The organism is Oligoflexia bacterium (genome assembly GCA_035326705.1).
Lineage (GTDB): Bacteria > Bdellovibrionota_G > JALEGL01 > JALEGL01 > JALEGL01 > JALEGL01.
On sequence record DAOLES010000001.1, the window covers coordinates 131,126 to 145,834 of the forward strand.

General features: G+C 35.4%; 10 protein-coding genes. 8 read left to right on the top strand and 2 right to left on the bottom strand.

The genetic code is table 11. The features are described 5' to 3' along the window. The first annotated feature begins 94 nt into the window (after positions 1 to 94). The 5 genes from PKC21_00655 (at position 95) to PKC21_00675 (ending at position 7,581) form a co-directional block, all read left to right on the top strand. The gene (locus PKC21_00655) at positions 95 to 844 is read left to right on the top strand and encodes a hypothetical protein (protein HMR23838.1); all 750 of its coding nucleotides are present in this window, start codon (positions 95 to 97) and stop codon (positions 842 to 844) included. A 100-nt stretch (positions 845 to 944) separates the two neighbouring features. Continuing rightward, a complete protein-coding gene (locus PKC21_00660) occupies positions 945 to 2,228 on the top strand; it encodes an AAA family ATPase (GenBank protein HMR23839.1) in 1,284 nt (427 codons plus the stop codon). Between the two features lie 101 nt (positions 2,229 to 2,329). Beyond that, positions 2,330 to 2,977, top strand: coding sequence for a glycosyltransferase (locus tag PKC21_00665; protein HMR23840.1), 648 nt, complete (start codon positions 2,330 to 2,332; stop codon positions 2,975 to 2,977). Positions 2,978 to 3,016: 39 nt separating this feature from the next. Beyond that, positions 3,017 to 4,483, top strand: coding sequence for a TolC family protein (locus PKC21_00670; protein ID HMR23841.1), 1,467 nt, complete (start codon positions 3,017 to 3,019; stop codon positions 4,481 to 4,483). Beyond that, positions 4,480 to 7,581: an efflux RND transporter permease subunit gene (locus tag PKC21_00675; GenBank protein HMR23842.1), complete on the top strand. Its 3,102-nt coding sequence runs from the start codon at positions 4,480 to 4,482 to the stop codon at positions 7,579 to 7,581. Before PKC21_00670 ends, PKC21_00675 begins: the two co-directional genes overlap by 4 nt. Positions 7,582 to 7,652: 71 nt before the next feature. On the opposite strand, the gene PKC21_00680 is transcribed toward PKC21_00675, so the two are convergent. Both PKC21_00680 and PKC21_00685 read right to left on the bottom strand, forming a co-directional pair. After that, positions 7,653 to 9,320, bottom strand: coding sequence for an NAD-dependent malic enzyme (locus tag PKC21_00680; protein ID HMR23843.1), 1,668 nt, complete (start codon positions 9,318 to 9,320; stop codon positions 7,653 to 7,655). Positions 9,321 to 9,370: 50 nt separating this feature from the next. Continuing rightward, positions 9,371 to 10,930, bottom strand: coding sequence for an FMN-binding glutamate synthase family protein (locus tag PKC21_00685; GenBank protein ID HMR23844.1), 1,560 nt, complete (start codon positions 10,928 to 10,930; stop codon positions 9,371 to 9,373). A gap of 134 nt (positions 10,931 to 11,064) precedes the next feature. On the opposite strand from PKC21_00685, the gene PKC21_00690 reads away from it, so the two are divergent. The 3 genes from PKC21_00690 (at position 11,065) to PKC21_00700 (ending at position 14,705) form a co-directional block, all read left to right on the top strand. Further along, positions 11,065 to 12,963 carry an oligopeptide transporter, OPT family gene (locus PKC21_00690; protein ID HMR23845.1) on the top strand — a complete coding sequence of 633 codons (1,899 nt, stop codon included), beginning with the start codon at positions 11,065 to 11,067 and terminating at the stop codon, positions 12,961 to 12,963. Between the two features lie 75 nt (positions 12,964 to 13,038). Further along, the gene (locus PKC21_00695) at positions 13,039 to 13,386 is read left to right on the top strand and encodes a transcriptional regulator, XRE family protein (GenBank protein HMR23846.1); all 348 of its coding nucleotides are present in this window, start codon (positions 13,039 to 13,041) and stop codon (positions 13,384 to 13,386) included. Next, positions 13,383 to 14,705 carry a type II toxin-antitoxin system HipA family toxin gene (locus PKC21_00700; GenBank protein HMR23847.1) on the top strand — a complete coding sequence of 441 codons (1,323 nt, stop codon included), beginning with the start codon at positions 13,383 to 13,385 and terminating at the stop codon, positions 14,703 to 14,705. Before PKC21_00695 ends, PKC21_00700 begins: the two co-directional genes overlap by 4 nt. The last annotated feature ends 4 nt before the right edge of the window (positions 14,706 to 14,709 follow it).

A 14,709-nucleotide genomic window follows, 5' to 3' on the forward strand; every position in this document is an offset into this window, starting at 1 on the left:
TACATTATACCGCACTAGAATAGTACGCATGTAAAGTGATTTTTTGAGTATGTCGAAAACATCAATTTGCGCCACCTTTTAAGGAGATATTATTTTGAAAAATAAAACATCATCTACCCAAACCCAAATTGTGCCCCCAATTACGGATGAAGATTTAAATACAGATGCTTTTTTTAGTGAGTTGGATATTGCTTTTGAAGAAATTCAAATGGATCCAACGCCAGTAAAGAAAAAAGTTGATAAATCAAAAGCCAGAAAATCGGCTTTTGCTAGAAGAACAGCTAAATCTGGGGCGCTAGAAGTGGGTCCAATGCAGCAAACATATGTTTCACTTGCAAAAGAACACCTAAAACCAATTTCTAGATACCTAAAAGCAATTAGGCAAGGGATAAGTTCTAAAGAATTACTTGAAGTTATTACTCTTATTGTTGAGCCATTGAGCGTTAAAACCAAAAAAGTGGGTTTATCTCAGCATGCTAAGTCTCTGCGTGACTTTAATAAAGTTGTTAAGAACATTTTAGCTGTAAAACAAAAGAAAATTAAAGCTTCTGAAATTAAAAGTTTGGTATTTGCTTATGCCTTGGTTAAAAAAGATTTTGGATTAAACTATAGAGGACACTCAACGGCAGTTTTAAATGTATTGGCATTTTATAGAACATTAAAGAAAAGCAAAAAAGTAAAAGACCTAGATATAAAGCGTTTATTTTCTATTGGAGTGCCATCTATCACCATGCTAAGGCAAACTTCACTTGAAGAGCTATCTAGCTTAACCGGTATTTCTATTGATAAAGTCAAAGACTTACGTGATCTGGCTCGCAATTTTACCTTGTTTGAGCTTGTTTAAATCTATTAATCTGGAAAACTTACTTTCCACCTTGTCCTAGTAAAAGGGAGCTGAGAAATCAACTCCCTTTTTTATGATCTATGGTATAAGAAAACTGCAAATGCAAAGAGAGCAAATAGTTCAGTTAAGTGAAGAACAGCAGAATGCGATGAACACAATTGTTGAGGAAGGTAATTATTTTATTACTGGCCCCGCAGGAGCAGGTAAAAGCTTTTTTGTTAAATATTATATCACTCAACTACTGAAGAAGTATTCTAAAAAAGAAATCGTTGTTCTTGGTAGTACAGGCGCGGCCGCAATTTTGGTGGGGGGGAGAACTTTCCATAGTTTTTTTGGTTTAGGGATAGGCCAAGGCACACATGAGCAAATCGTTAGTAGAGCTGTGGACAATAAACGGGTTGCATGGCGTTTACGCAAAGCAAGAGTTATTATTATTGATGAAGTATCTATGATACCAGGACAGCTTTTGGCTGCTTCGGAGCATGTTGCAAGACTTGTAAGAGAAACTGACCAGCCATGGGGTGGTTTAAAAATAATATGTGTTGGAGATTTTGCGCAATTGCCTCCGGTATCACAAGACTATCAAAAGCCTTGGGCCTTTATGCATCCAGTTTGGCAGTACAGTGGTTTTGAGCCAATTATTTTTGATAAAAGTATACGCAGCGAAGACGCATATTTTTTAGAACATCTACATCAAATTAGAAAAGGTACATTTTCACAAACCACAGCTAGTTTTTTAGATAGTTTGATGGAGCATGAGCAAAAAGAATTTTCTACGCACTTGTATGCTAGAAAAAATCAAGTGGCTGCCTACAATGCTGCAAAACTAAATGAAATAGATGAGAGCAGTAGTTTTTTTACTACAGTTTATCAAGGGAATGAACGTTATTTAGAAGGCTTTAAAAGAAGTTTACCTATTGAGGATATTATTGAACTTAAAGTGGGTGCTTTGGTGATGATTAGAATCAATGATCCTAAAATGCGCTATGTTAATGGTACGCTTGCAAGGGTTGTTAAAACTGAACCTGAACTACTCCATTTGTTGACTGAAAAAGGACAAACAATTGAACTTGAAAAAGTAAAATTTTCTTTGCTTAATGCTGACGCGGAAATTGCATTAACTGCTGAAAATTTTCCTGTGAGCTTGGCTTGGGCTTCAACCATTCATAAAATCCAGGGTGCAACAATAGATAGAATTAGGGTTGGGATAGAAAACTTATGGGAACCGGGGCAGGCTTATGTTGCTTTATCAAGAGTAAGAAAAGCAGAAGATATTGAGTTGATCTCATGGGATGAAAAGAGTCTTATGGCAGATCCTATGGTGATGCAGTTTTATGATGAAGGGTGTCCAGTTGATTTTAGTGATAGGTTTGAGATTTTCTAAAAAAAGTCGCAGTATTTAACTTAAGTATACGTATACAGTCTTGAATTTATTGATCTATACTTGGAATGAAATTTGCTTTATAGTGACCTATGTTAGCACTCATGGAAAAGCTTTTTAGAAAACAAGTAAAAGCCAGTATAATTTTACCAACATATAATAGAAAAAATTTTTTAAAACGAGCTATAAACTCAGTATTAATGCAAGAATATATGCATTGGGAGTTGATCATTGTAGATGATGGAAGCACAGATGGTACGTATCAGTATTTGTGGCAAAATTATAATCAGTTCACCAACATTAAAATACTACAAATTCAAAACTCTGGACCTGCAATTGCAATGAATATTGGAGCCAAAGAGGCCACTGGAGAAATATTATTTTTTTTAGGAAGCGATGATGCGATAGTTAATAATCATCTATCTTTTAGGATGAAAATGCATATTCAAAACCCTAATACAGATATATTTCATGGTGGCATAAAAGTTATTGGTGATCATTGGGTGGTAGATAAATACAATCCAGGGCAAAAAGTTAATATTTATCAATGTTTTGCTGGAGGCACTTTTTCTGTCAAAAAACGTGTTTTTCATACGTTAAATGGGTTTAAAAATTTAAAGTTTGCATCAGATACAGATTTTATTGAAAGAGCAATAAAACAATTTCAAGTTACAAAAATAGATCTTCCCACAACTTATATTTATTACCGAGACCATGATAATACGATAACAAAAAATATACTCTCAGATTAAAAAACAAGCTTTTTTGCCTGGAAAAGGTATATAGGCCGCATGCACTTAGAAAAACTTTACCGAGTTTTGGTTTTGGCCAATGTGCTTTTTTTTAGCTCTTATAGTCAAGCGCAAACTGTGGTTGACCTGTCTATAAATAATATTTTTCAACGTCTTGAGCGTGTATCGTTTGACTATCAATTGGCGGTGCTAGAAACTAAAATTTTAGAAAGCCAGCGTGAAAGCCTTTTAGGAGTATATGATCCAACCCTGAATACGCAATTGGGCTATCAATTGGATGCCAGTGATCCAGTTAATGCTGTTTTTGGTACTCGTAATGATACATTATCCTATACTGCGAATGTTCAAAAAAACTTTAAATATGGTACTTCTGTAGAGTTTGGATTTTTAGGTTCTAGTCAATCTAGTAATAGTCCTTTTGTTGCCCTTGATCCAGCAATCGATAATCAATGGTATTTGAAATTAAGACAGTCACTGTGGAAAAACGGCTTAGGTGGAAATATTATTCGTGAAATAAAAGCGCTTGAGAATAGAACTGAAGGTTCAAAAATATTAAGCCAAAGAAGAAAAGAAATGCTTTTGGCCAGTATATTATTAAGTATTGTTCAATTAGAATACAGTAACAGTGAACAATTAATTTTAAGTCAAGCCTATCAAAGAGCTTTAGACTTGTACGATAACACAGAAAAAAGACGGCGTTTAGGAGTAGCTAATAAATCTGATGTTATGGCAAGTTCTGCTAATACTTTGACTAGAGAGCAAAATCTGCAACAGTCTGACAGTCAGTACAGTAATGCCTGTAGAGAACTTTTGTATTTACTTGCATACAATTTAGATCAATACCAATGTAAAAGAAATAACTCTCTGGATGTCAAGATTTGGCAATATCTAGAACAGTCAAAACCGGATGCTCAACATGGAGAACTGATTAAAATTGAAAAAGATATTTTAGCCCAACAATTAATTGTTGAAACATTTAAGAATCGTTTAAAGCCAGATTTAAACTTAATTTTAGAACTTGCCTCCAACGGAGTTAATGATGATTGGGCAGCATCCTTTAAAGAAAGCTTAAGTGTGAGTAACCCTAATTTTTTTGCAGGTATAGAACTCAGTGTCCCCTTAGGGAACAAAAAAAACAAAAATGATCTTAAACGTGAAAAAATCATCAATGATCAATTGAAATTACAACTACAACGTTTACAGTTAATGATAGAGAAAGACTATTTAAATGCGTATCAAAACTATAAGGGCTATAAAAAACAATGGGAGCTTTCACTTAAGCAAGTTGATATTGAAGAAAAAAAATTAAAAGAAAAAGATAATGATTTTAAGATAGGTCGCGCAGAAATTGCAGATGTTATTTTATATCAACAAGATGTTTTAAGTGCTCAATTGAATGTTAAACGAAATGAAACTCAGATGCATATTGCAATGATTAATAAAGCATTGGCTGAAGGTAGTTTACTTAATTTATTGAAGGAAGCTCAAAATAGGAACAAGCAATGAAGTGGGTAGAGTTCTCAGTTAAAAATAGTTTAGTGGTTAACTTGTTGGCTGTGTTTGTGACGGTAGCCGGGTTGCTTACTGCTTTATCTATGAATAGAGAAGCTTTTCCTTTATTTTCATTTGATATTGTTTCTATAAATACACGTTATCCAGGAGCTACACCTGAGGAAGTTGAAAAATTAATTACCCAACCTATAGAAGAAGAGCTCAGAAGCATAGCTGATTTAGATAAAGTTGAGTCTATTTCAGCTGAAGGATACAGTTTAATTTATGTAACCATTGATTCCGATGCTAAAAATAAAAGTAGAATAGTTACAGAAATTCAACAGGCTGTAGATAGGGTAGAAGGTTTGCCTGCAGATCTAGAGGATGATCCAATAGCTACAGAAATACGAACTCAAGATAGCCCTATTATAGAACTAGTTTTGTTTGGTGATATGAACCGAGTTGATTTGCAAGCTCAGGCAGAAGAAATTGAAAAGCAGTTATTAGATATCCCTTTGGTTGCGGATATTCAAAGGAAAGGCTGGAAAGAACAAGAGATTTGGGTAGAGCTAAACCCTAAAAAACTTAACCTTTATCAACTTTCAATTAATGAAGTCTCAGATGCAATTAAAGCAAGAAATATCAATGTTCCCGGAGGAATCTTTGATGATGGTAACCAAGAACTTTTAGTTAGAACCAATGCTGAGTTTACAAAACCTGAAGAAATTGATGAAATTGTTGTAAGAGCCAATACCTCTGGAAGAGTGATTCAAGTTAAAGATGTAGGCCAGGCACGCTATGCTTTTGAAGATGCGGACACTACTGTTCGAGTCAATGGTGAAAACTCAGTGAGCTTAGTGGTGGTTAAAAAAGCTGTTGGAGATACAATTAACTTGGTTGAACAAGTACAACGAGTTACAGAAAACTTTATAGAGAACTCGCATTCAAAAATTCAATACAGCTTTATCAATGATGTTTCTGTTTATGTTAAACGAAGGCTTAACATTTTATTGAGCAATGGTTGGATTGGGTTACTGCTGGTTATTATATCATTGTTTGTATTTTTAAGCCCACGTGTAGCTTTATGGACAGCTTTAGGCTTACCCATGGCTATGGGTATGGGTTTATGGATGATGGGGGTTTTTGACATTACCATTAACTTGATTTCTATGTTTGGGTTGATTCTGATTTTAGGGATGCTGGTTGATGATAGTATTGTTGTTGCTGAGAGTATTTATAGATTTTTGGAGCAAGGAAAAAGTCCAGTTGAAGCAGCTATTTTAGGGACAAAAGAAGTTGTTAAACCTGTTATTATGACTGTTTTAACAACTGTGGTATTTTTCTTGCCTTTGGCTTTTATGTCAGGGATTTTTGGAAAATTTCTTAAACCTATACCCATTGTGGTTATTATTACTTTATTAGCAAGCTTGGTAGAGTGTTTTATTATTTTGCCTAGCCATTTAGCAGATTTCGGTGCAAGTAAAAAACACAAAGCTGATCCTTCTGGAATTAAGACAAAACAATACTCAAAATGGTTTGAAGCATTTAAAGATTTTTATGGTCGATGCATGCAATTAATTTTTAGAGCTTATTTTTTAGTTACAGTATTGGCAATAGTAATATTGGTGGGGGGGATTTATCATGGCATAAAGACTACACCAATTAATCTCTTTCCGGGAAAAGATATTGAAATCTTTTTTGTAAGGGCAGAAGGTAAAGTAGGTACTGCTTTAAAAGTAACTGAAGAAAAAATAAAACAAATAGAAAATTTAATTAAAGATCTACCTAAAGATGAGCTTAAAGATTATGCAACACAGATTGGTTTGGTGCAACAAGATCCTAATGATCCAGCAACCTTGAGAGGTAGTCATGTTGCCCAAATTGCTGTTTATCTGACAGCAAAAGAAAAAAGAGAAAGAGAAACCAAACAAATAACTGATCAACTTAGGGAGAAAATAAAAAGTATTCAAGGTTTTGAGAGAGTTTGGATTGATGAGGTAAAGCCGGGCCCACCACAAGGGAAAGCAGTAAGTTTAAGAATAAGAGGGCCAAATTTTGAAACCTCTAGAGAAATCGTTGCTCAAATTAAAGAGGATTTAAAAAACACTCCTGGTGTTAGAGATATTAGGGATGATTTTGAGCCGGGTAAAAAAGAAGTTCAAGTACTTCTTAATGAAAAAAATATTGCTCGAGCGTCTTTATCTCCATTAATGGTTGCTAAAACCGTTAGATCGGCAGTGGATGGTGATTTAGCTGCTGTCATTAAAGAAGGTGAAGATGAGGTTAATGTTTTTGTAAAGCTGGATGAAAACTTAAACTCATCGTATAAAGTTTTAAACGATATGTATGTCAAGAATCCCTTTGGCTTTCAAGTACCACTTTCTAAGCTTGTGTCTTTTAATGAAGGGCAAAGTATTAGTCAAATCAAACATTACGACTTTAAACGGGTAGTAGGGGTGAGTGCAAATATAGACGAAGATGTCACCAGTTCAAAAGAGGTCAACGAGACAATTCGAAAAAAATACAGTAATTTGGGGCAAAAATATTTTGGCTACGATTTATTTTTTGGAGGAGAGGAAAAAGATACACAAGAATCTTTAGATAGTTTGATGCGTGCGGCAGTATTAGCCTTAATGATGGCATTTTTTATTTTAGCAGCGGCATTTAATTCATTATCACAACCGTTATTGATTTTATTGGCTATTCCCTATGGTTTATTTGCAGCGATATACGCATTAAAATTTCATGATGAACCTTTAAGCTTTTTAGCGTTTTTGGGTTTAATTGGTTTATCTGGGGTGACCGTTAATGATTCAGTTATTTTGATTGATTATATCAACCAAACAAGAAAGACCTGTGAAGACAAAGTAGAAGCTGTTTTGATAGCTTGTAAAACCAGGCTTAGACCAGTTATCCTGACCAGTGTTACAACAGTTTTAGGTTTAGCACCCGTTGCATATGGTGTTGGTGGAAATGACCCCTTTTTAAAACCTATGGCATTAACCATGACTTGGGGCCTGGCTTTTGGCACTGTGTTAACCTTAGTTTTAATTCCCTGTGCTTATCTGAGCTTGGATAGTTTTATATCTATTTTTAAAAGAAATAGGCAATAATAAAATTTATTTTTATGCTAACTAATTAAAAAATGTTTAAATCTTTTACTAAATATTGATACTCAATGAACTCATAGTTCATAAATATCATATTGTGGGTCCCACATTTTTGCTTCTATGATATCTCTACTTTTACTGTTAAATGGATTACGGTTAATGCCTAGTCTGTCAGCTTCTTCCCAAACTCTGTAGGCAATGTTTTTACTGGTTTCTCTAAGTTTTGATAAAGGAGGGAGCAATTGTCCTTTGTCAATATCATCTTGTGTCATCATTTCACCAATTGCTTTTGCAGCTACAGTAAACATACCTTCTGTGATGGTTCTTGTTCCAGATACAATAGCGCCTAAACCTATACCAGGAAATACATATACGTTGTTACCTTGGCTGATTGTGTAAAGTGTGTTTTTATATTCAACTTTTCCAAATGGGCTGCCGGTAGCAACAATTGCCTTTCCATCTGACCATTCTATGAGATCTTGAGGCGTTGCTTCAGAATTAGTGTTAGGGTTTGAAAAAGGAAAAATAATGGGAGTCTCAGTATAAGAAAGCATGCAATTAACTATTGTTTTATTGATTAAGCCTTTTTGTCCTGAGGTACCAATAATGATTGTAGGTTTGTATTTTTTAACCATGGTTTCAAGATTGTTTAAATCTTCGGTTTGAATATTATACTGTTCTTGCGTAGTTTTTGACCAAGCAAGCGTTTGTTTTTCTTCATCATGATCAGGATCTTCAATTAATAACCCCTTGCTATCAGTGAGCGCAATGCGAGTGTTGATTTCTTGTTTGCTTAATTTTTTAAATTGGTAATATTGTTTTAATAGGTCAGCAATGCCCAAACCAGCAGCTCCAGCTCCAACAATAAGTACTCTATGGTTTAGCAGTTTAGTTTTTGTTTTTTTACAGGCGGATCGCATACAAGCCATTGCAACAGCAGCGGTACCTTGGATGTCATCATTAAAGTTTGGAATTCTGTTTTTATGTCTTTTCAACAGCATGGAAGCATTTTCTTTTTTAAAGTCTTCCCATTGGATCAATGCTTTTGGAAAAACTTGCTTAACAGCAAAAACAAATTCATCTAGGATTTCTTTATAGTTACTGCCTTCAATTCTTTTTTGTGGCCAGCCAAGATACTTTTTGTCATTGAGTAAGTCTTGATTGTTGGTTCCTAAATCAAGACTGATCGCTAATGTTTGTGATGGATGGATGCCTGCTGCAATCACATACAGAGCAAGCTTTCCAATAGGAATCCCCATGCCTCCTGCTCCTAAGTCTCCTAAACCTAAAATACGTTCATTGTCGGTCACAACAATCAAACGAATATTTTTATTAGGATAATTCTCTAAGGTTTCAAGAATAGACCCTTTATGGTCTGGCGTGATCCAAACTCCTTGCATTTGTCTATATATGTGACTGAACTTTTGACATGCTTCTCCTACAGTCGGTGTATAAACAATTGGCATAAGCTCGTCTAAATATGTACTTAGAACTTTATAATACAAAGTTTCATTGCGGTTTTGTAGAGCAACCAATGCAATATGTTTTTCTAAGTCAGAGTTTTTCTTTTGGATTTCATCATATATACGTTGGCATTGCTCATCTAAAGTACTTACTCTGTGAGGTAGTAAACCATTTAGTTTAAATTTTGCTCGCTCTTCTTTACTGAATGCTGTTCCTTTATTAAGTTTTGGGTTACTAAGTAACGCTGTGCCAAAACTGTTTATCTTAATGGTTTTCATTATGGACTCCATTTAAAGTATAATAGTAAAATATACGCTAGAAAAATTAATCAATCGCCAGACATAACATGTTTGTATGTTGATGGAAATGGCTTTTTTAACAATATTCCTTTTTCTATTTTAGGAAATAATTGTGCATAATTTTTAACATGAGTTGGATCTACACGCCTAAAAATATGTTCTGGTTTAAGTTGACAGGGGGTGTCTAAGCCCATAGAACTTAACATTTCACCAAAACATTTTAAGGTCTCTTTATGAAACTCCGCAATCCGTTTTGCTTTTAAATCAACATCTAAACCTTTTACCAAGCTTTGTTTTTGTGTGGCAACACCTGTAGGACAGGTGTTGTTATTGCATTTAAGTGCTTGGATACAACCCAGAGCTAGCATCATTGCGCGTGCGCTGTAGCAGGCATCAGCACCCAGAGCAATTAATTTTACCATATGAAAACTTGTAAGCACTTTGCCGGATGCCAAAACTTTTATTTTATCTCTAATATCAAATCCACATAGTGTTTGGTGAGCAAATACAAGACCATCAATTAAAGGCATTCCCACAGAGTTTGTGTATTCAATTGGAGCAGCTCCTGTACCACCTTCTCCACCGTCAATGGCAAAATAGTCGGGATATATGCCGGTTTTAAGAATACTTTTACAGATATCAATAAATTCACTGGGTTTACCTACGCATAGTTTTATGCCTACAGGTTTGCCCCCACTCAATTCCCTTAAGTTTTGGATAAAGTGTAGCATTTCTGTAGTATTTGAAAATGCAGAATGCGAAGGCGGAGATAAAACATCTTGCCCCATAGGAACTTTTCTAATGGCTGCCAATTCAGGGGTTAATTTCTTTGCTGGCAGTATACCTCCATGTCCTGGCTTTGCTCCTTGTGATAATTTAAGCTCGATGACTTTAATATTTGGATGGCTTGCTTGATCCTTAAAGTTTTCAGGACAAAAATCACCATTTTGTTTTCTTGCACCAAAATAACCTGTTCCGATTTGCCAAATTAAATCTCCACCATACTTTAAGTGGTAAGGTGAAACTCCTCCTTCACCGGTATTGTGAGCAAAGTTTCCAATTTTTGCACCTTTGTTTAAGGCCATAATAGCATTGCTACTTAATGAACCAAAGCTCATGGCTGATATGTTAAGTAAACTCATGCTGTAGGGTTGTTTGCACTGTTGGTTACCCAAACTAAATTTCAAGTGATGTTCAAAAAATGGCTTGGTAAAAATGGAGTGGCTGACCCATTCATAACCTTCTTCATATACATCTCTTTTGGTTCCAAAAGGGACAGTATCCAATTGATCTTTAGATCGTTGATAAACCACAGATCTATATTCACGGTTGATGGGGGCACCATTGGTATCAGATTCAATAAAATATTGACTGATTTCTGGGCGAATATTTTCAAAGATATATCTTAAATGCCCTAAAATTGGGAAGTTACGAAGTATGGTATGTTTTTTTTGAACAACATCCCATAAAGCAATAAAAGTTAGAGGTATCAGTATGTATAGAAAACCAAGATAAACTTTTGATAACTGACTCAGCAAAAAGATAAACAGATAAAGTGCAATAATAACTGAAAATATCAATGTTCTCATGAACACATAAATGAATGACTTGGGTGATCTTGTCAAAAATAATAGTGAGCAATAATTTAATTTATATTTTAAGAAAGATGTTTAATTTTATTTAAATTGTTGACGCATAAAAAAAATTACGATTAGCAGGTTCAATGCAAGCAAATAAAATTAAAGAGTTTTCGTTTTTTTCAGTTTTTTTAGGCATTATTTTGTCTATTGTTATGGGAGCAGCCAATGTTTATCTTGGTTTAAAGGTGGGGATGACCGTCAGCGCTTCTATTCCAGCGGCTGTTATCGCTTTAGGAATTTTGCGTGGGGTGTTTAGACGAAAATCAATCTTAGAAGCCAATTTGGTTCAAACAGCAGCTTCTGCGGGGGAATCTCTGGCCGCGGGTGTTATTTTTACCATGCCAGCACTTATTATAATTGGTATTTGGACTGAATTTGATTTTTGGATGACAACTTTGGTCAGTATGACTGGGGGGTTACTAGGAGTTTTGTTCATGATTCCCATGCGTAAAGTTTTTGTGGTTGAGTCTACGGAATTAAAATTTCCTGAAGGTGTCGCTTGTGCTGAAATATTGACTGCCAGTGAAGATGATGAGGAAGATAGCACTTCCAATTTAAAAATGCTTTTTGCTGCAGTGGGAATTGGCGGTATTTTTGAGTTTGGTAAAAAGTTTTTTCATATCATTGCTTCAACCGTGGAAGGTGCTGCAGTTTTTGGCAAAAAGTTATTTTGCTTTGGTTTTGATGTGTCGCCTGCTTTGATCGGTGTTGGCTATATTGTAGGCTTATCGGTTGCAACGCAGGTTTTTCTTGGTGGATGTATAGGCTGGTTGATTGCAATTCCTGTGATTTCTAACGTAGATCCTGCTCAAATGGATGGTTCTGCAATTGATATGGCTTATGGTTTATGGAGTACAAAAATTAGATACATTGGGGTGGGAGCTATGATTATTGGAGGAATAGCTTCTATTTTTAAGGTGCGTCACAGTATGGTTGGGGCGGTTAAAGAACTTTTTGCACAAATGTCTAATCTATCAGGTTCACAAGACGTGCCTGAGACAGAAAGAAATATTCCTGGGAAAGCAATTATAGGTCTGACGGTTGCTACTTTGCTCACAGTTGCCGCTACTTACTATCAACTGTTAAACCATGATATAAAAATTACTGTACTGACAACCGTCATTATTTTTATTGCAGCGTTCTTTTTTACGGCTGTTGCAAGTTACATTGTGGGCTTGGTGGGTAATTCTAATAGTCCAGTTTCAGGAATGACAATCACTGCAGTATTAATGACAGGCTTGTTGTTGTACGTTTTTGGTTTTACAGGAACCCAAGGTATTGTTGCAGTTTTGGTTGTAGCAGGAGTAGTTTGTTGTGTGTGTTGTACAGCAGGAGATGTTTGTAATGATTTAAAAACCGGACAGTTGGTTGGAGCAAGTCCAAGAAAACAACAATGGATGCAAATCATTGGTGTTATTGTTGCTTCTTTTGTTATGGCGCCAGTATTAACAGCAATCCATGAAGGTTCTATTAATGCGGGTACAGGTGGAATAGGGGGAAAAGATCTGCCTGCTCCACAAGCTGGTCTTTTTGCATCTTTGGCAGAGGGCTTTTTTGGTGATGTCGCGTTACCATGGGAATATATTGCTGTTGGTGCAGCAATCGCAATTTTAATTTTAATTGTGAACATGTCTCTTGAAGCCAATAAAAGCTCAATTAAACTGTATGTTATGCCGGTAGCTGTAGGTATTTATTTGCCGGTTGGTATTTCTGTACCCATCATGTTGGGCGGAGTCATGCATTATTTAGTTTCTAAAGCTGGCAACAACAATAAAAATAGCCTTAAAAAAGGTACATTAATCTCATCTGGGTTGATTGCCGGAGAGTCTTTGATGGGGGTTTTCTTGGCCATTTTTGCGTATAAAAATATTACGGGTCCTGCTTGGGAAGTTTCTGAAGCAGTCACAGTTGTTCTTGGAACCTTGGTCACAATTGGAGTGGCTTGTTGGATTTATCAAGCATCCAGAACCAAAAGCCAATAAAACAGCTTTAAAAATAATCTGTTTTAACCGATTTTAATGCTTTATTTTTAGAATTAAATCGGTTAAAATAGATTTATGAATTTAGAGCTTTTGTCAGATCAACAAATTTTAAAAATTTTAGGTGAGCGTTTTGAGGATTACCGTAGGGTCCAACAGATGCAGGACCAAGATATCTTTAAAAGGGGTGGCGTTAAAAAAGACGCGCTGGCAAGTTTTAAAAAAGGCAGAAATATTTCTTTACTCAATTTTATAAAAATTCTTAGAGGGGCAGGTTTGTTAAGTCATTTAGAAACAATGATTCCTGAAAATGAAAAATTTAGCCCAATCAATGAGATAGAAAATAAGTCAAAAGAACACCCGGCAAGAATACATAAAAAGAAAAATAAAAAAGAGCCTACATTTCATTGGGGAGATGAACAATGACGCCCCCATGCAGTATTCATTTATGGGGTACAACAATAGGAGCTGTGTCCTATAAAAAAAATGATCAGAGTCTTGCACTATTTGAATATCATCCCAAGTTTTTAAATTCTAATATTCAACTGTCACCAATCTCTATGCCGCTAAGACCTGGGGTCTTTTCTTTTCCCAATATAAGTCAAAGAACATTCAAAGGTTTACCAGGTATTTTGGTAGATAGTTTGCCAGATAAATTTGGTAATCAGTTGATAGATCAACATATGGCCAGCAAAGGTTATGCTTCAAATGAAATCAGTGCGATAGACCGTTTACTTTATGTTGGGCAACGTGGGATGGGAGCACTTGAATATCAGCCAGCTCTCAATATGAATGAAAATGATGGATATATGGGAGGCATGTTAGATTTGAATGCATTGGCAGAATTAAGCCAAGTTATATTATCCAGAGAACAAAAATTTCTACAAAAAATAAAAAACAGCAAAGACCAACAAGTGGTGTTTGATCTTCTAAGAGTTGGAACAAGTGCTGGGGGCGCTAGAGCAAAAGCTTTAGTAGCTATTCATAAAAAAAATGGAGACGTTTTACCACCCAATGTGATGAACCCACAAGACTACAGCCATTGGTTGGTTAAATTTGATGGGGTGGATAACAATCAAGATAGAGATGGTAAAGATCCTAAAGGTATGACTGTTGTGGAGTATATCTATTCAATGATAGCCCAGAAGTGCGGTATTGATATGCCAAGATGTCAATTGTTAGAAATACACGGGCAAAGGCATTTTTTAATAGAACGTTTTGATAGAGTTTTAAAAAATGAAAAGTTGGATAAACTGCATTACGCTTCATGGTGTGGCTTAGCACATGCCCATAGAGATGAAACACTGGCTTATAGCTATGAACAATTGGTTTTACTGATGCGTCAATTGAACTTACCACAGAGCGATATCGTTAAGCTTTTTAAGCGGGCAATGTTTAATATTATTGGTAGAAATCAAGATGATCATACTAAAAATTTTGGCTTCTTGATGGATAGAACAGGGCAGTGGTCGTTATCACCGGCGTTTGATATGACTTACGCCTATGATCCAACAGGACAGTGGACTAAGACTCATCAAATTACACTGAATGGCAAAGGAAATGACTTTCAACAACAGGACTTATTGAGTTTTGCACAATATTGTAACCTGTCAAAACGACAAGCAAAGGATATCATACAAAATACAATAGATGCCTTTTCTCAGTTTGAAAAATTAGCTAAAGAATATGATTTGAATAAACCTTTAACAAAAACTATCAGCAGTACGTTAAGATTAAAATTATAAACAT